Below are 20025 nucleotides of genomic sequence, written 5' to 3'. Positions count from 1 at the left end.
GGGGCCCGGCCGGCGCGATGGCCGCGGCTCAGCGGACGATCTTGAAGTTGAACTCCGAGCTCCCCAGCGCGCCCCAGAGACGCAACCAAATCGGCATGAGCATTTCGGCACCGCGTGCGGTGGTGATGTCGCCCAGGTCGATCACGTCCCGGTGGCCGAAGTCGGCCAGTAGCCCGGCGACGGTGTCCTTGGCGTCCGAATCGTTCCCGGAGATGAAGACCGTGCCCGGTTCGGGCAGCCGCGCCGGGTAGGCCATCAGCCCGGCGGTGAGGGTGTTGAGGGATTTGACGACCCGGGCCGCGGGATAGGCGCGCTGGATCTGCTCCCCGAGGGAATCGCTGTCCTTGACCAGCAGGGTCGGCGGCATCCCGTGGCCGAAATCCAGCGGGTTGGCAACGTCCAGGATGATCTTTCCCCCGAGGTTGCCGGCCCCGGCCAGGGCCAGCACGTCCAGGGACGCGGCCCCGCGGGTGGCGTTGACGACCAGCTCGGCGCCGGCAGCGGCGTCGGCGAAGGTCGCCGGGAGGATTCCGGGGTTCCCCGCCGCCCAGTCTGCAAACGGCGCGGCGCCCGTGGCACCGGGCCCGGTGCGCGAGGTGGTTGCCGCCGGGTCGCGCGTGCCGAGGGTGACGTCGTGTCCAAGCTCGGCCAGCCGCGCCGCGAGCGTGCGTCCGACTGTGCCGGTCCCGAACACCGCAATCTTCATGGTGGCAACTTCCTGTTTGGCATGGGGGTTTTGGACAGGTCCACGGGCGGGCCTAGCGGATGCAGAACTCGTTGCCCTCCGGGTCGGCCAGCGTGTACCAGGTAAAGGGGCCCTGCGCGGCGGCGTGCAGGAACGTCGCCCCGCGGGCCAACAGCTTGCCGCGCACCTCCTCGATGTCGCCCAGGTCAAGGTCGAGGTGGACCCGGTTCTTCACGGTCTTGGCCTCGGGCACCAGCTGGAAGAGGATCCGCTGGCGCGGCACCTTCCCCAGCTGGTCCAGCGGGCAGATCCCGGCCCCGCTGCGCCACGCGAGCCCGCCGTCGAAGATCAAGGTCTCGTCCTCGCTGGCATGGCCCTCGTCGATCATTTTCTGGATGAAGTCCGGGTCGCTGGGTTCCACGGTCCAGCCGAGCGTTTCGGCCCACCACACGGCCTGCCGGTGCGGGTTGGCGCTGTCGACGGTGATCTGAATAGAGAGGTCCATGGGCACACGCTATTCCGCCGGAGATCCCGGCACAAGGGCTGCCGCCGGGCATTGCCGCACGCACCGGCCGAACGTAGTCTGGGCCCTGTCAGGTGTTGGAGGCACCACGGCACCAACCCACCGGAACCGGGAAGAAAGCGGGCTAACCATGTCTCGGGTCAGGGTCCACAATTTCAGCGTCTCGATCGACGGCTACGGCGCCGGCATCAACCAGGGCATCGACGACCCGCTCGGCGTGCGCGGGGAGGAGCTGCACGGGTGGGTGTTCTCCACCGCCTGCTGGCACGAGCGCAGCGGAGAACCCGGTGGCAGCACCGGAACGGACGATGCGTGGCTGCGGGCCGGGGATACGGGCATCGGCGCCACCGTCATGGGCAGGAACATGTTCGGGCCCATCCGCGGACCCTGGGACGCCGACGACAAAGCCGCCTCCTGGCGCGGCTGGTGGGGCGAATCCCCGCCCTACGGGCACGACGTCTTCGTGCTCACACACCATCCCCGCGATCCGCTTCCGATGTCCGGCGGCACCACCTTCCACTTCGTGACCGACGGGTTGCCCGCAGCGCTCGAAGCGGCCCGCAACGCCGCACACGGCGCCGACATCCGTCTTGGCGGCGGTGTGGCCACGGTGCGCGAGGCGGTGGCCGCCGGGCTGGTGGACGAGCTACACCTGGCCTTCGCCCCGGTGCTGCTGGGCGCCGGCGAAAGGCTGTTCACCGGCAACTTGGCCGCGGACGGCTACCGGGTGGCCGAGTCGCAACCGGGCGAGGGCGCCTTCCACGTGCGGCTGCTGCGGGACTGATGAGATTGCTCCGGGTGCCGGGGCACTCCCAAGCCCCGGGCCGGGGCCGGTTGCCCGGGCATCCGGGTCACTCCGGGGGGTAGTCTTGGCCCATGTATCTGGAAAACATCGTTTTCGACGCGGTCAACCCGCGGCGCCTGGGGCTGTTTTGGCAGGAATTGCTCGGCTGCGAACAACTCACCGACACCCCCGAAGGCTTCGAGACCCGGCTGTCCTTCCCGGGCGGCCCCACCCTGGATCTGTGCTTCCAGCCGGTTCCCGAGCCGCCGCGGGACCCGGTGAGGCTGCACCTGGATCTGCGCGGCGGACCGGAGCAGGAGTCGGTGGTGGCGGCGGCACTGGCGCTCGGGGCCACACGCCTGGACATCGGGCAGGGCGAGGTCCCGTGGGTTGTGCTGGGCGATCCGGAATCCAACGCGTTCTGCGTGATGGAGGACCGAGCCGCCTACCGCGACACCGGGCCGATCGCCGCCCTTCCCCTGGACAGCGCCGATCCCGAGAGGGACGCCGGATTCTGGGCCTGGCTGACCGGGTGGACCGCGCTGGACGGGGACCCGCGGACCCTTCGCCACCACTCGCGGCGCGGTCCCCTGTTGGCATTGTGCCAGGAACCCACACCCAAGGCGGAGGCGAAGAACCGGACGCACCTGGATGTGCGCCTGGAAGCGGGCGAGGACCCCGAGGCGGTGGCGGCAGGAATCGTTGCCCGCGGCGGGCGGGAACTGCACCCGAATTGGGGCGAGCTTCGCTGGCGCATCTACCAGGACCCCTCGGGCAACGAATTCTGCGTGCTGCCCGCAAGCTAGCGTGAAGCGCCACGGCGGCCACGCCGCACCCGGGGCCGGTTGGTGATCGGGCGCACACGTGGCATACGGTGGCAGGACAACCCTGTTCTGCCGTTCCAAGGAGTGCCCATGAGTGTTTACGCTGTCACCAACCCCGCCACCGGCATCGTCGAGGCGACCTACCCCACGGCCACCGATGCCGACATCCAGGCGGCGCTGGGCCTCGCCCATGCGGCCTTCGGAGCCTGGAACACCTCCCGGATCGCCACCCGCGCGGCCCTGCTGGATCGCGTCGCGGACCTCTACGAGGAACGCCGCGACGAGCTGGCCGCGATCATCACCCGCGAAATGGGCAAGCCGGTCTTCCAGGCCGGCAAGGAAATCGACATCACCGTGTCGATCTACCGGTACTACGCGGCCAACGGCGAGAAGTTCCTCCAGGATGAGCAGCTGGAGGTGGCCTCCGGCGGCACCGCGGTGATCCGCAAGGAGGGCGTGGGCGTGCTGCTGGGCATCATGCCGTGGAACTTCCCGTACTACCAGGTCGCCCGCTTCGCCGCGCCAAACCTGATGAACGGCAACACCATCCTGCTCAAGCACGCCCCGCAGTGCCCCGAATCCGCGTTGGCCATGGAGCGGATATTCATCGACGCCGGGGCCCCGGAGGGCGCCTACGTGAACGTGTTCGCCACCAACGACCAGATCGCCGACGTGATCTCCGATCCCCGCGTGCAGGGCGTCTCGCTCACCGGCTCCGAGCGCGCCGGATCGGCGGTGGCGGAGATCGCCGGACGCAACCTGAAGAAGGTCGTGCTGGAGCTCGGCGGCTCCGACCCGTTCCTGGTGCTGGATAACGCCAACGTGAAGCGTGCGGCCAAGCAGGCCATGGTGGGCCGCTTCGGCAACACCGGCCAGGCCTGCAACGCCGCCAAGCGCATCATCGTCGACGCATCGGTCTACGACGAGTTCGTCGAGGACTTCACCGGCGCGGTTGCCGGGATCAAGGTCGGGGACCCGGCCCACCCGGAAACCTTCCTGGGCCCGCTGTCCTCCGCCGCGGCCCGGGACGGACTGGCGGCCCAGGTGCAGGATGCCATTGACAAGGGAGCCACGGTGCTCGCCGGCGGCGCTCCCCTTCAGGGCGAGGGGTCGTTCTTCGCCCCGACGGTGCTGGCCGATGTCACCCCGCAGATGCGCGCCTACGCCGAGGAGCTCTTCGGCCCGGTCGCGGTGCTCTACAAGGTCTCCGGCGACGAGGAGGCGGTGGCCCTGGCCAACAGCTCGGCCTACGGGCTGGGCGCCTCGATCCAAACCGAGGACATGGACCGGGCGCACGCCATCGCCCGGCAGCTGGAGGTCGGCATGGTCTCGATCAACCAGACCAGCGGGTCCGCCGCCGAGCTGCCCTTCGGCGGCGTGAAGCGCTCGGGCGTCGGCCGGGAGCTGGGCAAGTACGGCATGGAGGAGTTCGTGAACCGCAAGCTGGTCACCTTCCGCGGCTAGCCCGGGTCCCGCCGTGCCACTCCCGGTCCGGGCGTGGCACGGCCCGCGCGGGTCCCCCGGATGTGAGGCAATCGGCATCCGCCACGCAGCACTCGCCGGATAGAATTGGGGAAGCAAGTCCCGCGCCCGACCAGGCCCGGGACCAAAACACCGGCAGGAAAGCGCAACCATGAACCCTGAACGCATGAATGTTGAGTCCTTCAACCTCGACCACCGCACGGTCGCGGCACCCTATGTGCGCGTCGCGGACCGCAAGGTGCTCCCGCAGGGGGACGTCATTACCAAATATGACGTGCGATTCACCCAGCCGAATGTCGCCCACCTGGACATGAAGGCCATCCACTCACTGGAGCACCTGTTCGCCGAGTCCTCCCGCAACCACTCGGATGCCGTCATCGACTTCTCCCCCATGGGCTGCCAGACCGGCTACTACCTGATCCTGCAGGGCGAACCCGACGTCCCGGGAACCGCGAACCTCATCGAAGCCACCCTCACCGATGTGCTCAAGGCCACCGAGGTCCCCGCCGCCAACGAAATCCAGTGCGGCTGGGGCGCCAACCACTCACTCGCCGACGCCCAGGAGGCCGCCCGCGCCTTCCTGGCCCAGCGTGCCGTGTGGGAACAGGTCACCGCGTGAGCCCGATCGACGTCGTGGTCATCACCGCCATGGAGGAGGAAACCCTCCCGTTCCTCGAGCGGGCCTCGGCGGTGGGCGAAGAAGTGCACATCGGCAACTCGATCCAGCGCACCGGCACCCTTGACGGGCTGAACGTGCTCTTCGTGCGCGGCGGCATCGGCCTGGTCAACGCGACCGGCGCCGCCACCGCGGCCCTGCTGCGCGCGGGCCGGGAAGCCCCCGGGGTCCCCGCGCCGCTGGTCATCAGCGCCGGCAGCGCCGGCGGACTGGGAGACACCGTGCGGGTGGGAGACGTCGTCGTCGGATCGGTGGTCATCAACGCCGATGCCGACGCGCGCGCCTTCGGCTACGAGCTCGGGCAGGTCCCGGGCATGCCCGCCTCCTACCCGGTGCCGCAGGCCCTGCTCGAGGCCAGCGACATCGGCACCCCCGGGCACGGCAACGTCAACACCGTGCACCACGGCCTGCTGGTCTCCAGCTACTCCTTCGTCGGCTACGAACGCTCCGGGCTCATCAAGGAGCAGTTCGACGGCGTGCTGGCCACCGACATGGAATCCTCGGCGATCGCCCAGACCTGTGCCTCGTTCGGCGCCCCGTTCCTGGCGATCCGCGGGATCTCCGACCTCTGCGGGCCCGCCTCCGACGCGGACTTCCTTACCCACGTCGATGACGCCGCCGAACGCTCGGCGGCCATCACCTGCGCGGTGCTTGGTTCCTGGCAGCTGGCCGGATCCCCGCGCGCGGAGGCCGTGCCGGCCTTCGCCTGAGACCAGGTGCCCACGCGGGCCCGGGCGAGCGATCCCCGGGTCCGCGTGGGCCTTTTGGCAGCGCCCTTACGGGACCCGCGCGGTCCAGGCCTCGGTGGCGAACTTCGAGGCAGCCAACTGGCGGGCGGCCTCCCGCGTGGCCGCATCGACCGCCCCGGTGGAAGCGCCGTAGCGGCGGGTGAAGGTGTCGACCATGGCGGAGATGATTTCCGCGCGGCTGAGCCGCGACTGGCTCTTGAGCGGATCAACGCGCTTGACCGCGGAGGCGATGCCCTTGTCGGAGATCTTCTCCCGGCCGATGCGCAGCACCTGGAGCATCTTTTCCGCATCGATGTCGTAGCTCATGGTCACATGGTGCAGCACCACGCCGCCGGCCAGCCGCTTCTGCGCGGCCCCGCCGATCTTCCCGGAGTCGGTGGCGATGTCGTTCAGCGGCTTGTAGTGCGCCTGCACGCCCACCGAGGCCAGGGCCTCCATGACCCAGGCGTCCAGGAACGGGTAGGAATCGGCAAAGCTCATCCCGTCGACCAGGGAGGAGGGCAGGTAGAGCGAGTAGGTGATGCAGTTTCCCGCCTCCATGAACATCGCGCCTCCCCCGCTGATCCGCCGGATGACCTGGATGCCGTGCTCGGCCGCGGCCTGCGCATCGACCTCGTTGCGCAACGACTGGAAGGATCCGATCACCACTCCCGAGTCGTTCCAGTCCCAGATGCGCAGGCTCGGCCCGCGTTCCCCGGAGGCGACCTGGCGGGCCAGCACCTCGTCGAGGGCCACGTTCTCGATGATCGGCATGGTCTGCGGTCCGATGACTTCCCACCGGTGGTCGGCCCAGGACGTCGCGTGGCCCAGCGCGCGGCGCACCACCCGGGCCACGGCATCGGCGTCGAACCCGAACATCACCGCTCCCTCGCGCAGTCCCGCTGCCACGGCATCGCGCACCACGGAGTGTTCGACGTTTTCCGGCAGGCCGACCAGGGCCTCGTTCAGGTCGGCCAGTGCCTCGTCGGGCTCCAGGAAGAAGTCCCCGTTCAGCGAGGCGACGGTGATCTTCCCGTCCGCCACGACCAGGTCGACGACCACCAACTTGCCGCCGACCACCTTGTATTCACCATGATGCGTATAGCCCTGTGTCATGGACTCCATCCTATCCACCGGGTGCCGCACCCCGCCAAGCGGCCCCGGCACCCGTCCTCCGGGGCCGGTTTTGGATGTGCGACACGGCGGGTTAAACAGCAACGGGACCCTCCCGAAGGGAAGGTCCCGTGCGCAGGCGTTGCGGGGGGAAGAATTACTTCTTGCCGCCGAAGCCCTTGAAGCGTGCGTTGAAGCGCTCGACGCGGCCGGCCGAGTCCATGATGCGCTGCTTGCCGGTGTAGAACGGGTGCGAGGCAGCCGAGATTTCGACGTCGATGACCGGGTAGGTGTTGCCGTCTTCCCACTCGATGGTCTTGTTGCTCTTCGCGGTCGAGCGCGTCAGGAACTTCTCGCCCGAGGCGAGGTCGTTGAACACGATCGTGTTGTACTGCGGGTGGGTATCAGCCTTCATGGAAAAACCTTTGTTCACGTCACTGGATTTTGCCAGCGACCAAATGTGCAAAACCGGCTTGCGGGATCACGAAGCCGACGTTCCATTCTAGCCGAACAACCCAAGGATTTCGCAATTCGCGCGCAGGTCGCAGGACGGTTGCCGCACCATCGAACCTTCGCTCAGGGGGTGCGGAGGCGCAGTTCCCAGAAGACGACCGCAGCGGCGGCAGCCACGTTGAGCGAATCCATGCCCGGTCGCATCGGGATCATCACGTGCCGGTCGACGGCCTCCAGCACCGTGTCGGACACCCCGGCGCCCTCGGTGCCCAGCACCAGTGCCAGTCTGGGGACATCCAGCGCGGCCACCGCGTCGATGCGCTCGGCGCGGTCGGTCAGCTCCATCGCCGCCACCTGGAATCCGGCCGCGGAAAGCGCCGGCAGGTCCCCGGGCCATGATTCCAGGCGCACCCACGGGACCTGGAACACCGCGCCCATGGACACGCGCACGGCCCGGCGGTAGAGCGGGTCGGCGCTGCGCGGGGTCAGCAGCACCGCATCGATGCCCAGGGCTGCGGCGGAGCGGAATATCAAGCCGAGGTTGGCGTGGTCGACCATGTCCTCGAGCACCGCGACCCGGCTTGCCGTGCGCAGGACCTCGGCAAGCTCCAGCGGTGCGGGCCGATGCATCGCCGCCAGGGCCCCGCGGTGCAGGTGGAACCCGGTGACCGCCTCGAGCACCTCGTCGGGTCCGACGAAGACGGGCACCCCCGGGTGCGCCTCGAGCACCTCGGCGAGCCCGGCCAGCCGCTTGGGCGCCATGAAGAAGGAGCGCGGGCGGTGTCCGGCGGCCAGGGCGCGGCCGATGACCTTGGCGCCCTCGGCGATGTAGCGACCATTGGCCGGGTCCGCCTGCCGGCGCAGGGCCGCGTCGGAGAGCGCCGCGTAGTCGGCGATCCGCGGGTCCTGCGCCGTGTGCAGGAACACCAGCCGCTCCCCCAGGCCGGGGCCCGCCGCCGCTCGGACGGCCGCCTCGAAGTCGAAAACCGGGGGCATCAGGAACCCGTGAAGAGCTTGGCGACCATGTTGGCCAGGGCCACCAGGCCCAAGACCACGATGACCGCGCGCAGCCAGCCCGGGGAGAGCCTGCGCCCGACCTTCGCCCCGATGAACCCGCCGATGAGCGAGCCCACGGCGATCAGCAGAACCACCGGCCAGTGGATGCGTTCGGGCGCGAAGACCAGGTAGGAGATCGCCGCGACCAGGTTCACCACCAGGGACAGCACCACCTTGATGGCGTTTGACTGCTGCAGCGAGGCGTGCAGGAAAATCCCGAACACGGCCATCAGCAAGATGCCCTGGGCAGCGGTGAAGTACCCGCCGTAGATGCCGATGAGAAACACCAGCACGTAGAGCAGGATGCTCACGTGGGACTTGTCCGCCTCGTCCGGGTTGACCCCGACGCTGGCGGCCTGCCGCGACTTCGCCCAGGCCGAGAGCCGCGGCTGGAAGATCACCAGCAGCAGCGCCAGCACGATCAGCACCGGGGCGACGTAGCCGAACACGGTGTCGGGCAGGTGCAGCAGCAGCCAGGCGCCGATCAGCCCGCCGACCAGCGAGACCGGGACCAGCTTGAGCATCGTGCGCCAGACGCTGGCTGCCTCCCGCCGGTAGCCCCAGGCCCCGGAGAACCCTCCGGCGACCAGGCCCATGGCGTTGGAGACCACCGCGTTGACCGGAGCGAACCCCAGGGCCACCAGCACCGGGAAGGTGACCAGGGTTCCGGATCCGACGATGGTGTTGATGGTCCCGGCCCAGAGGCCCGCGAAGAAGATGATGATGTCGCGCCACAAGTCCACGCCGGATACAGCTCCTGAAATAGTTGAAAGTGCGTCGTAACAGGTGTGCCGCACCCCGGAAGCGGGATGCGGCACACCTCAAAAAGGCTGCCGGGGCTAGCGCTTGGCGACGGCGCTGTAGCGCCCGCCCTCGGCCCGCAGGCTCAGGGGCGTGTTGAAGGTCTCCGAGAGGTTCTCCTCGGTCAACGTCGTCTCGAGGGGGCCGGCGGCGACCACGCGGCCCTCGCGCAGCAGCAGCACGTGGGTGAAACCCGGCGGGACCTCCTCGAGGTGGTGGGTGACCAGCACCATCGCCGGGGCCTCCTCGTCGGCGGCCAGCTCGCTCAGCCGGGCCACCAGGTCCTCGCGGCCGGCCAGGTCGAGTCCGGCTCCGGGCTCGTCGAGCAGCAGCAGTTCCGGGTCGGTCATCAGCGCCCTGGCGATCTGCACGCGCTTGCGCTCCCCTTCGGACAGGGTTGCGAAGGGGCGGTTGATCATGGTGGACATGCCCCAGTCGTGGAGCAGGGCGAACGCACGGCGCTCGTCCATCTTCTCGTAGGCCTCGCGCCAGCGCCCGGTCATCCCGTAGGAGGCGGTCAGCACGACGTTGAGCACGTTCTCGCCCTCGGGGATGTGGCTGGCCAGGGCCGCGGAGGACAGGCCGATGCGCGGGCGCAGCTCAAAGACGTCGACGGCCCCGAGCACCTCGCCCAGCACGCCCGCGACACCGCGGGTGGGGTGCATGCGGGCACCGGCGATCTGCAGCAGCGTGGTTTTTCCGGCGCCGTTGGGCCCCAGCACCACCCAACGCTCGCCCTCCTTTACCTGCCAGTTGATATCGGTCAGTAAGTCTTTGCGTCCGCGTACCACGGAGACGTCGGCCAGGCCCAGCACTTCATTCATGGGTAAAACACTAGGCCAGTGACCCGGTTTTGGCCCAACCGGACCCGGCCGGACGGCTGGCGCGGTGTTCCGCGCAACAAAGCGCACCCCGTTTTGGGCCAACGTGCCACGCCACGGGAGAATACAGGAATGCAATCCACCGCCTTCATCGTCTTTTATTCCGCTGCAGCCTCCTGCCCCGAACCCGTCGGGCTGCGTCGCACCCTGGCCGCGGCCGGCCACGAGGTCATCGAGGAGGCGGGGTTCACCGGTACCGGGCGCAGCGGGGCACGCTGGGAGGTTGCCGGCACGGTGCGCCAGCTCCGCGCCTTGGTGAACCCGCTGGACGCCCAGCTGGCCCGCTCCGAGGATCCCGCGGTGCGCGGCACCGCGATCGCCGTGGTCCCGGCCGAACTGGTGCGCGCCAAGAAGCTGCTGCTGGTGATGGACGTGGACTCGACCCTGATCAAGCAGGAAGTCATCGAGCTGCTCGCTGCCCACGCGGGCCGAGAGGCCGAGGTCACGGCGGTCACCGAGTCCGCGATGCGCGGGGAGCTGGACTTCGCCGCCTCGCTGCACGCCCGCGTGGCGACGCTGGCCGGGCTTGACGCGGCGGTGATCGACGCGGTGCGTGCGCGCCTGGAGCTTTCCGACGGGGCCGCCGAGCTGATCGCGGCCTTCAAGGCCGCGGGGCACCACGTCGCGGTGGTTTCCGGGGGCTTCGCCCAGATCCTTGATCCGCTGGCCGCCGAGCTCGGCCTGGACTTCGCCCGGGCCAACGACCTGGTCATCGCCGAGGGCAAGCTGACCGGGACCGTGGACGGCACCGTCGTGGACCGCGCCTTCAAGGAAGTGATGCTGCGCACCTGGGCCAAGGAGCTGGGCATCTCGATGGAACACACCATCGCCGCCGGCGACGGTGCCAACGACCTGGACATGGTCGGGGCTGCGGGGCTGGGCGTGGCGTTCAACGCCAAGCCTTTGCTGCGCGATGCCGCCGATGCCCGCATCGACCTGCCGCGGCTGGACATCATCGCCAACTTGGTAGGGATCTGATAACGATTTGCTACTAATGACCGGTTAATTACTCCGTCGTTTGGAGCCCCCCGGTAGGATGCAAAGGGCGGCACGGCCACGGTGCTGTGCGTCGCCGCCCAAGTCACGGTACGCCGGCGTGCCCCCGATGGAAGAGAAACCAGTCGTTTTGCTTAGTGAAGAATTGGGTCGCAGACAGCGCGGCCCGGAACGCAAGTCGCGCCGCGGCTGGCTCATAGCCGGCGCGTCCGTCGCACTGGCCGCAGGCCTCTACGCCGGCGCCGCCGCCTTTGTAGGATCGCAGATCCCCGCCAACACCACGGTGCACGGGGTCAACGTCGGCTCGCTCTCGGCGGAGGCCGCACGCCAGGTGCTCGAGCACAAGCTCTCCCCCGAGGCCGCCAAGAAGATCACCGTGGCGGTCAACGGGAAGGAAGAAACCCTCGATCCGGCCACCGCCGGCCTGGGCCTGGACATCGACCGGACCCTCGACGGGCTCACCGGCTTCGACCTGAACCCGGCCAACCTCATCAAGCGCGTCACCGGCCAGCTGCACATCGAGCCGGTCCTGGACGTCGACGACGCCAAGCTTCGCGGCGCCGTGGAGGCGCTGGCACCGAAGTTCGCGGCCAAGACCACCGAGGGCAAGCTGGCCTTCGACGGCGCCAAGCCCGTGCTGACCAAGCCCGTCACCGGCGTGGAGCTGGACCTCGACGAGTCGGAATCGGTGCTTGCCAACGGTTGGTTCGACGCCGCGGACCCCATCGCGCTTCCGGCCACGCTCACCGCACCCAAGACCTCCCAGGAGACCCTTGAAAAGGCGCTCGAGGAGACCGCCAAGCCGCTGGTCGACGGCCCGATCAAGCTCACCGACGGGAAATCCAGCGCCTCGCTGTCCCCGGCGCAGCTGGCCGCCGCCGCATCCTTCAAGATCGCCGACGACGCGGTGACCATGTCCCTGGATCCGAAGAAGCTGGCCGAAGCCGCCAGCGGGGGTTCCGACGGGTTCAAGTCCTCCGCCAAGGACGCACGGATCGTGCTCTCCGGCGGCAAGCCCACCGTCATCCCCTCGGCAAACGGCAAGTCCATCGACGAGAAGGGCCTGGACAAGCTGGTGCTGGCCGCCTCCCTGGACAAGGACCGCACCGCCAAGGTCAAGCTGGCCACCACGGTTCCGAAGCTGACCACCGAGGCGGCGAAGAAGCTGGGCGTGAAGGAGGCCATCGTGAACTTCTCCACCCCGTACCCGGCCTCCGACACCGTGCGCACCAAGAACCTCTACGCCGGCTCCAAGCGCCTCAACGGTGTGCTGGTGATGCCAGGGGAGACCTTCTCGCTGGAGAAGGCCCTGGGCCCGATCACCACCGCCAACGGGTACTACGGCTCCGGCGTGGTGGTCAACGGCTTTGCCACCGAGGCCGTGGGCGGCGGGCTCTCGCAGATCTCCACCCAGATGTACAACGCCGGGTTCCTGGCCGGCTACGACGACATCACCCACAAGCCGCACAGCCGCTGGTTCGAACGCTACCCGGCCGGCCGCGAGGCCACCCTCTGGGAGGGCCAGGTCGACATGGCGTGGAAGAACAACACCCCCTACGCCGTCATGATCGAGGCCTGGGTCGGCGGAGGCCGGGTGCACACGCGCCTCTGGTCCACCGACTACTGGACCGTGAAGTCGACCTCGAGCGCGAAGTACAACATTACCAACCCGCGCACCACCTACAACCCGGCCGAGAACTGCAAGCCCGAGAACGGCGGCAAGAAGGGCTTCTCCATCAACGTCACGCGTTCACGGACCTCGGCCGAGAAGACGCTTCCGGCGGAGACCAAGTCCTGGACCTACCAGCCATGGAACAAGGTCGTCTGTGGCAAGAAGCCGTAGCGGCACCGCGCCTTGTCAGCACCACGAAGCGCTCCCTCCCCGGTCACGGAGAGGGAGCGCTTCGTGGTTGCTGCGCCGGGGCCCGGCCCGCCGCATGGGGGCCCGGACCCCGGCCACCTCCAGGGCCCGCCCGTCGACCGGGCCGAGGTGTCGGCCCGATCGACGGCGTACGCCGGATCGCATGGCGCCACTCGAGAGGTGGGCACCGCGGGCTTCTGCTCGATGGCCGGTGCCAACACCCCACATTGCTGTGGGCCCCGGGGTGGGCAACGATCTCGAGGACCACTCCGCCACCCGCGCCACCGGCATCAAGCCTGGCCGGGACACGGATCCCCCAATCACGTTGGTGAACACGCAGCACCGCCACCGGTGGCGCCGCAGGGTGGATGCTGCGTTCCGGGCCCATGGCCACGCTCCGTGGTGCAACAGGCGGGCCATGGCCAAGGATGTCTGCCACGGGATTCTGCAGCCCCTTCCGATTCGTCATTGCTGAAATACCATTGGGGCATGATTGGGGTTGGGAAGCAGTGGTCCGCCCACACGGGCTTGCATCAGCTGCTTTACATCGAACAGGACGCGTTGCGCCACTCGGGTTTCCGGAACAGGCACGGAACCCTGGAGATTCTCCTGCGTCCAGGGGTCACGGCGCGCACGCTGGAAAGTGCCGTGCGCTCGGCCTCCGGCGGGCGCGGTCGCGGCTACTGGCTGGTTCGTGGCACCAGCCTCGGGGTGGGCCTGGCAATTGGCGGGGCAACGTTGCTGGGGCTGGCCCTCATCGACCTCTTCAATCAGCTGGTCGGCACCGCAATCACCAATCGCCTGGTATCCAACGGCTGGCACGGCTGGCTACTCATCGCCACGTTCCTGGTCGGTGGCGCTGCCGTTGGCTTCGCACCCAGGCTGCTTTCCACCGACGGCGGGTGGGCGAGAAACATGGTGATGCGCTGGATCGACGGCGAAGCCAGGGCACTTTCACGAATCAATCGACGCTTGCGAACCGCCGCCAAACACGGATTGATCAAGCGAGTCGTGGTGTGGAACGCCTTTGCCCCCGAATCCCTTGGCATGGCCGGGATCATTGAGTGCCTCCGTGGCGTACCGGTCGCTGTCGAGCTACGCATCCATCATGACGAGCAGGCACATGCGTCCGAATTCTGGACGCTTCTCCGAGCTGAACCCGACCGGCCGAGGATCGTCGAGGCGAACAACACCGCCGAGGCAACAGGCACCATCGGTCCCGACCCGATGCAGATGCTCACCGAGATTGCGGGCAGTTCGGCTGCGTGGGCCTTCGGCACTGCCATACAGCACTCCAGCTACAGCTCCTCAGGTGCGTGGCGGCGGGCGGTCGATGATTCGGGGGCGTTCAACAGTGCCGGGATTGCCCACCGGCTTGCTGCGGCGCGATTCGACCAGGACGCAGGACAGGCCGTTGGTGTCTCGGATGCCGTACGGGGCAACACCTGGATGATGCGTTTCATCCATGACTACCGGCTATTTGCAGCTGATTTGATTCCGGGAGTGTTGCGCACCGCCACGGGCTTTCCCGGCGGCAACCCACTTCGGCTTCACCATGAGACCGCGATGGCCCTTGAGATCAGGCATCCGGCACATGCGCACCTTCCGGCAGACCTGGAAAACGACGTTGCGGCCGTATTCGCCACGCTGTTGCGCACGCAGCAGAGCGACTGGGACTCGACGGATTTTGCCAGGCTGCTCAATAGCTATGTGCACTTGGCCGCCACGCAGGAACACTACCGCGGGATCCAGGTGCTTGCGCAACTGATTTCCAAGGAATTTGAGTGTCCCGGCGATGAACGCAGGCTGCTGGCAATGCTCGATATTCGCAGCCTCAGCGCCATTCAAGAACCGCTATCGATTGCGGGCCACGGGCCATTGGCCATCCGAATTGCCCGCTGGATCGCATCATTCACCGGACGCCGCGGCGTCTTGCAACGTTCCACATTGCTTGAACGCATCGGTTGCTACGAAGAGGCATACGCCGAATTGGAGTTGCTGCAAGACATCGCGGTCGCGGATACCGAGCTCACCGAGGATTACTTGCGGGTGCGCGCCTGGGTGCTGCTCAGCGCCGGGCGCAATGACCCGGGGTGGGGGCCGGAAATCGTACGGGCGGACCTGGAACGCCTTGACTTGATCTATTCCAGCCACGACCGGGTGGGTACCCCAGAACTGGCGCGCCAGCGCGAAAACCATTGGGCATTGCTCCACGAATGGGAGGGGAACCGCGAAGCAGCCATAGAGTGCCACCAGCGGGCGGTCGAGCTGCCCGGGTTGCCGTTACGCAGGCTGCTGGGCTCAACGATCAACAAAGGGCGCTGCCTGCGTGACTTGGCAGTCGCCCCGCTGCTTGAAGCCATTGCGGGTGCCGGGCAACCGGGGATGGACGATTGGAACGCGGCGTTGGACACGCTGAACGAGGCCGGGAAAATCATCGCGCACGGGTATCAGGGCAAAATCAATATCGGAGATACCGACGAAGCACCAATCGGGGCGCACAATCTTGCCTTGGTCCAGCTATACCAGGCAGCGGTCGCCCTACGGCTTGGCCTGAAAAGTGAACAACCTGCCCGCGCTGCGTTGGCCACCGCCAGGGAGGGCCTCGCGATACTCGAAGCCACCGAATCGACCAGGAAGAAATCCACGCTGCTGGCCGAGGCAGGGCTCGCGGAACGGCTCTTGAACGGAACCGGATCTTCCGGCATGGAGGCACTGGCGGGTCCGATGTCGAGCGCGGACCAGAAGAACCTCGATTGGGTATTTGTCCTTGCCGACATCTCCCGGGCCGAAGACCACGGCACGATCTAACCGGCGGCGCCGGGCCGACCCGCGGCATGCACAAACGGCGCTTGCCCAAGGATGGCGGTCGGGCCCGTGGGCACTCCGGGCGCCGAACGTCAACAACATCCTCATCGCAACCCGCGGGAGCGGCACCGTCGTGCGTCCCGCCGCAGCGGCCCGCGGCAACGTCGCCCGCTGGCAAGCGGGCAAACCGCATGGAACGGACGCTGGCTCCTGCCCCCGCTCCGAAAGCGATCCCTGTCCCGCCGAGACTGCTCGGCCCACTGGCCACTTTGCTCCGGCGCGGCGGCAAGCCTTCCTGCCGCTGCGGCGCATCCACTTGCCGCAGCCGGAGGGAGCCGGTTGGCGGCAACCTTGTCGGGGCCGTGCCCCGCGCGTAGAGTCTGGGAACCGAACCACAACCGAGGTGAGCAATGTCCAGGTCCGATGACCGTGTCGCCGCGTTCCACCGCTTGCACTCCAGCGGGTGCTTCGTGATGCCCAACCCGTGGGATGCCGGCAGCGCCCGCGCCCTGGAACAGCTGGGCTTCAAGGCGCTGGCGACGACCAGCTCGGGGTTCGCCTGGACAACCGGCCACCCCGACCGCTCGGGCAACATCGACCAGGTGCTCGCCCATCTGCGCACCGTCGTGGATTCCGTGCGCGTTCCGGTGAACGCCGACTTCGAGGGCGGCTACGCGGTCGATCCCGACGAGGTGGGGGCAAACGTCGCCAGGGCCGTGTCCACGGGGGTCGCGGGCCTGTCCATCGAAGATGCCTCGGGCGATCCGGAGGAGCCGCTTTTCGATTTTGAGCTGGCCGTGGCGCGCATCCGGGCCGCACGCGAAGCCATCGACCGCAGCGGAACGGGGGTCTTGCTCACCGGGCGCTCCGAGGGCTTCGTCCATGGCCGCCCCGACATCGACGAGACGATCCGCCGCCTGCGTGCCTTTGCGCAGGCCGGTGCCGATTGCCTCTACGCCCCGCGGATCGAATCCGTCGCGCATGTCTCGGCCATCGTTGCCGCCGTGGCGCCCAAGCCGGTGAACCTGCTGGTCAACGCCCCCTTCACCACCGTCGCACAAGCGGCGGAACTCGGGGTGCGCCGGATCAGCGTGGGCGGCACGCTGGCGCGCACCGCCTGGGCCGGGTTCCTGGGGGCCGCGCGGGAGATCGCCGGGCAGGGCACCTTCACCCGGTTCGAGGACCTTCCCAACGTCGATGGCCTGCTCGGCAGCTGAACCGGTCCCGGTCCGAAGGCGCACACGCGCAAGGATCCCCGCCTCCGTGATCGGAAGCGGGGATCCTTGGGTTGCCGGCCGCGGGCCGTGCGGGAGGGACCCGCGGGGCTACTTCTTGAGGAAGTCGCCGGCCCCGCCGACGTACTCGGTGTGGCCGGTCGGGACATCGGCGGTGACCATCGCGGCGACCTCGCCGCCGAACTCCACCACGGAGTACAGCTTGCCGGCGGCGGCACGGCGGGCCTCGATCGCGCCGGGCTCGGCACGGTCCAGCAGCGTCGCGGTGATGGTGCCCTCGATCATGTCGCCGGAGACCACCACGAAGGTGATGCCCTTGGCCTCTAGTGCCGGGATGAACTCGCGCAACGCGAGCTCGCCGGCGCGCTTGGAGCGGGCCACCGGCTCATAGGCGTCCATGGTTTCGACCTGGTCGATGAAGTGTGCCTGGTGGCTGGTGACGAACACGACGCGGGAGCCCGGGGCCATCTTCGCGGTGGCGGCCTCGAGCATGGCGACCTGGGCGTCGCGGTTCAGACGCAGCGCGTAGTCCTCGCCGAGGCCCGCTTCCATGCCGCCGGAGGCGTTGAGCACCAGCACGTCGAGCGAGCCGAAGTTCTCGATGGCCGCATCGACCAGTGCCGCCGGGCCCTCGGGTCCGGTCAGGTCGGCGCCCACGGCCACCGCGCGGCCGCCGGCCTCGGTGATGCCGGCAACGATCTTGTTGGCGCGCGGCGCCTTCTGGCGGTAGTTGATGACCACGCCGGCACCCTGTGCGGCGAGGATCTTGGCTACTTCGGCGCCAATGCCCCGGGACGACCCGGTGACGATCGCGGACTTGCCCGTGAGATCGGTCATTTACACTCCTTGTGCATCACTGCTTGAAAATTACTGGTTCCCGCACCGTTGCTGGGGGAACTTGGGGGGTCCGTACAAATACCCGGACGCTGGTTCCAATCCTGCCAGCACCCCATGGGGAGAAGGCTTGTAGGAATCCTCCAAGCAAGTCTAGTCCAGGGCGGCCTGCACCGGTGCAGGCCGGCTGCCGCCTACTGCTCCGGCGGCACCTGCCCGGGGCTGTACCAAACCACGTCGTCGCCGAACGCGTTCTTGTAGGCCAGGCGCGGAACGGAAAGGTCGACGCCCTTGAACACCAGGTCCCCGACGGCGCATTGGCCCTGGGCCAGGGTGTCCCGGCGCAGCTGCGAGTCGCTGTCGACGAGCCGCGCGTACGCGTATTCCTGGTTGAGCATCGCAAAGTCCGCGGGCGCTACGCTGCGCTGCGTTTCCGGTGGAAATTCTGTGACCTTGGTGTCGGACCCGGCGCAGAAGCGCACCTGGACTGCCACCTGGGACTCCACATCGTCCGCTGCCGTCGGCCGGCGTTCGAAGCCCGTGGCGGTGATCGTGGTTCCGTTGCCCAGCTGGGCCGTCTCGCCAATGGTGATCCGCCCGGTGACCTGCGGGTCATCGATGGTGGACACCGCGATCATCACGGCCAGGCAGGCAACGAGCGCCGCGGAGCCGGCCAGCAGCCAGGCCGGCCACCGCTTGGCACGCCCGCGGCGCTGCCGCATCGCCGCCGGGTCGGCGCCGTTGTTGATCAGCAGGCGCGGAAGGCCGGCCAGCACGGGCTCGAGGTGCCGTTGGAGCGCCTTGTGGCGCTTGAACAGCTGGGGGTGGAAGGTGAGCACCCGCTGGTCCTCGTCGATGACAGCCAGGGTGCCGGCCGGATCCTCCAGGACCGCAAGGACCTCCTTGGTCGCAAGGCGCGTCTCGTGCCTGGGGCCTCCCCCGTGCCCCGCCGAACGGGTGCCCAGGGCGATCGTGTCCTGGCCGATGGCCAGCGTCGCGGACCCGTCGGTGGTCACGTCCCCGCCGGGCAGGGAACGAAAAATGCGTTCACGTCCGGATTTCCCGTCCCTGCCCTGTTTTCCGGCATCGAGCGGGCCGGGAGACCCCGGATCCAGGGCCAGGTGCAGGCACTGTGTGGCCTGGGTGAGTACCTGGCGCACCCCGGCGGTGTCGGTGCCCGGATCGTCGTCGAGGCCCAGCGCCCTGCGTTCGCGAGCCAGCCGGGGGGAAAGCCCGTGGTGTGTCTCCCGCACCGCGTCCTCGACCCAGGGGTCCGGGACCAAGGCCATGGTTCGGCTGAAGTCCATGAGCACGCGCTGCCGGGCCGCTTCCCCGAGCGGATTCCCCGCAACAAGGAAGACACAGAACTCCGCGCCGATCCCCAGCATGTCGATGCCGATCGCGGCGGGATCCTGCCCCGCGTTGGCTGCCGTTGCCGCCAGCTGGGCGCGCAGCAGTTCCGCTGCGGCCAGCCCGGCCGCGGAGCGTGGCACCAGGGTGGAGAGCAGGACCGGGTCCTCGCTGACGGGCATCGAACCGGTGGCGTTGCCCGTGGCGCGCCGAACCAGTGCGCCCGGGCCCTCCGGCAGGGGCCCCGCGTCCGAACCGCCGACGTGTTTGGCCGTGCCGTCGGCCCATATCCGGGAAGGTTCCGCACCCGAGTCGGTTTCGCGGACCGGGAACCCGAGACCCACCAGGGATTGCGCGGTGGTGAAGAACACCGCTCGAATCCGTCCGGACTTGGGGTCGAGCCGGGGCAGCAGCACGCGGGCACGTTCACGTGCATCGGATGCGCTCACCTGGATCCCCGCCAATGCCGCCGCGTTGCGGCCGGTGCGCCGCACCAGGTCCGCCGGCCACACCGGGTGCTCCGGGCGCATCGCGGATGTCTGGTCGGTGACGATCCAGCCGTCGAAGAGCCCCGGCAGCCGCCGCCAGGCGGCGGCGACCGTATCGGTGGCGCCACGGATCAGCAGTGTCGAGGTGTCTGTCCCGGCTTCGGCAATGACCTCGGGAAAGCCGGTGCGCCCTGCGCCCAGCTCCACGGGCCGTGCCAACTCGGTGCGCAATGCGGACAGCGCCATCGCCAGCGAGCCGGTGGCCGCGACTTCTTCGTCAAGCAAACCGAAGCCGAAGGTGACTCCGATCCTGGTCTGGGTGTCCTCGTCGTCGAAAAATTGCCAGTTCGTTCCGGCCCAGCCAGTCATCCAGATCCCGCATCGTGTCGAAGTGTTTACCGTTGCGTGGCCGCATCGGCTCATCAAGGCTACCGGGCTACGCGGAAC

General features: G+C 68.5%; 18 protein-coding genes. 9 read left to right on the top strand and 9 right to left on the bottom strand.

Annotated features, from left to right (window positions below; genetic code table 11):
* Positions 1-28 precede the first annotated feature (28 nt).
* Both J2T21_RS06730 and J2T21_RS06725 read right to left on the bottom strand, forming a co-directional pair.
* Complete coding sequence (locus J2T21_RS06730) at positions 29-706, bottom strand: NADPH-dependent F420 reductase (RefSeq protein ID WP_307579774.1); 678 nt, start codon at positions 704-706, stop codon at positions 29-31.
* 52 nt (positions 707-758) lie between these two features.
* Positions 759-1190: a VOC family protein gene (locus J2T21_RS06725; RefSeq protein ID WP_307579771.1), complete on the bottom strand. Its 432-nt coding sequence runs from the start codon at positions 1188-1190 to the stop codon at positions 759-761.
* Between the two features lie 148 nt (positions 1191-1338).
* On the opposite strand from J2T21_RS06725, the gene J2T21_RS06720 reads away from it, so the two are divergent.
* The 5 genes from J2T21_RS06720 (at position 1339) to mtnN (ending at position 5684) form a co-directional block, all read left to right on the top strand.
* The gene (locus tag J2T21_RS06720) at positions 1339-1992 is read left to right on the top strand and encodes a dihydrofolate reductase family protein (RefSeq protein ID WP_307579769.1); all 654 of its coding nucleotides are present in this window, start codon (positions 1339-1341) and stop codon (positions 1990-1992) included.
* Positions 1993-2084: 92 nt separating this feature from the next.
* The gene (locus J2T21_RS06715) at positions 2085-2798 is read left to right on the top strand and encodes a VOC family protein (RefSeq protein WP_307579767.1); all 714 of its coding nucleotides are present in this window, start codon (positions 2085-2087) and stop codon (positions 2796-2798) included.
* A 108-nt stretch (positions 2799-2906) separates the two neighbouring features.
* On the top strand, positions 2907-4280 hold the full coding sequence (locus J2T21_RS06710; RefSeq protein ID WP_307579765.1) for an NAD-dependent succinate-semialdehyde dehydrogenase: 1374 nt from the start codon (positions 2907-2909) through the stop codon (positions 4278-4280).
* A gap of 169 nt (positions 4281-4449) precedes the next feature.
* Positions 4450-4917, top strand: coding sequence for an S-ribosylhomocysteine lyase (locus tag J2T21_RS06705; protein WP_307579763.1), 468 nt, complete (start codon positions 4450-4452; stop codon positions 4915-4917).
* The gene (gene mtnN, locus J2T21_RS06700) at positions 4914-5684 is read left to right on the top strand and encodes a 5'-methylthioadenosine/S-adenosylhomocysteine nucleosidase (RefSeq protein ID WP_307579761.1); all 771 of its coding nucleotides are present in this window, start codon (positions 4914-4916) and stop codon (positions 5682-5684) included. The genes J2T21_RS06705 and mtnN overlap by 4 nt, the downstream gene beginning before the upstream one ends.
* A 66-nt stretch (positions 5685-5750) precedes the next feature.
* On the opposite strand, the gene J2T21_RS06695 is transcribed toward mtnN, so the two are convergent.
* The 5 genes from J2T21_RS06695 to J2T21_RS06675 all read right to left on the bottom strand — a co-directional run bounded on the left by J2T21_RS06695 (position 5751) and on the right by J2T21_RS06675 (position 9949).
* On the bottom strand, positions 5751-6818 hold the full coding sequence (locus tag J2T21_RS06695) for a lipoate--protein ligase family protein (protein ID WP_307579759.1): 1068 nt from the start codon (positions 6816-6818) through the stop codon (positions 5751-5753).
* 154 nt (positions 6819-6972) lie between these two features.
* On the bottom strand, positions 6973-7230 hold the full coding sequence (locus tag J2T21_RS06690) for a type B 50S ribosomal protein L31 (RefSeq protein ID WP_071215183.1): 258 nt from the start codon (positions 7228-7230) through the stop codon (positions 6973-6975).
* Positions 7231-7391: 161 nt separating this feature from the next.
* Positions 7392-8264 (bottom strand): TrmH family RNA methyltransferase, encoded by an 873-nt coding sequence (locus tag J2T21_RS06685; protein WP_307579756.1) that lies wholly within the window; start codon positions 8262-8264, stop codon positions 7392-7394.
* Entirely contained in the window at positions 8264-9067 is an 804-nt protein-coding gene (locus J2T21_RS06680; protein WP_307579754.1) for a sulfite exporter TauE/SafE family protein, read from the bottom strand. The genes J2T21_RS06685 and J2T21_RS06680 overlap by 1 nt, the downstream gene beginning before the upstream one ends.
* 96 nt (positions 9068-9163) lie before the next feature.
* Complete coding sequence (locus J2T21_RS06675; protein ID WP_071214960.1) at positions 9164-9949, bottom strand: ABC transporter ATP-binding protein; 786 nt, start codon at positions 9947-9949, stop codon at positions 9164-9166.
* Positions 9950-10078: 129 nt separating this feature from the next.
* On the opposite strand from J2T21_RS06675, the gene serB reads away from it, so the two are divergent.
* The 4 genes from serB (at position 10079) to J2T21_RS06655 (ending at position 16888) form a co-directional block, all read left to right on the top strand.
* Complete coding sequence (gene serB, locus J2T21_RS06670) at positions 10079-10984, top strand: phosphoserine phosphatase SerB (RefSeq protein WP_307579752.1); 906 nt, start codon at positions 10079-10081, stop codon at positions 10982-10984.
* A 163-nt stretch (positions 10985-11147) separates the two neighbouring features.
* The gene (locus tag J2T21_RS06665; protein ID WP_307579750.1) at positions 11148-12845 is read left to right on the top strand and encodes a VanW family protein; all 1698 of its coding nucleotides are present in this window, start codon (positions 11148-11150) and stop codon (positions 12843-12845) included.
* Between the two features lie 507 nt (positions 12846-13352).
* On the top strand, positions 13353-15674 hold the full coding sequence (locus J2T21_RS06660; protein ID WP_307579748.1) for a hypothetical protein: 2322 nt from the start codon (positions 13353-13355) through the stop codon (positions 15672-15674).
* A 407-nt stretch (positions 15675-16081) separates the two neighbouring features.
* A complete protein-coding gene (locus J2T21_RS06655; protein ID WP_307579746.1) occupies positions 16082-16888 on the top strand; it encodes an isocitrate lyase/PEP mutase family protein in 807 nt (268 codons plus the stop codon).
* 108 nt (positions 16889-16996) lie between these two features.
* On the opposite strand, the gene J2T21_RS06650 is transcribed toward J2T21_RS06655, so the two are convergent.
* The gene (locus J2T21_RS06650; protein WP_307579744.1) at positions 16997-17743 is read right to left on the bottom strand and encodes an SDR family oxidoreductase; all 747 of its coding nucleotides are present in this window, start codon (positions 17741-17743) and stop codon (positions 16997-16999) included.
* A 191-nt stretch (positions 17744-17934) separates the two neighbouring features.
* Positions 17935-19947 carry a hypothetical protein gene (locus J2T21_RS06645; protein ID WP_307579742.1) on the bottom strand — a complete coding sequence of 671 codons (2013 nt, stop codon included), beginning with the start codon at positions 19945-19947 and terminating at the stop codon, positions 17935-17937.
* Positions 19948-20025: the final 78 nt, after the last annotated feature.

It is taken from the genome of Paeniglutamicibacter psychrophenolicus, from assembly GCF_030812255.1.
GTDB lineage: Bacteria > Actinomycetota > Actinomycetes > Actinomycetales > Micrococcaceae > Paeniglutamicibacter > Paeniglutamicibacter psychrophenolicus_A.
Note: the sequence above shows the minus strand (reverse complement) of the source record. Positions and strands in the feature narration are given on the sequence as shown.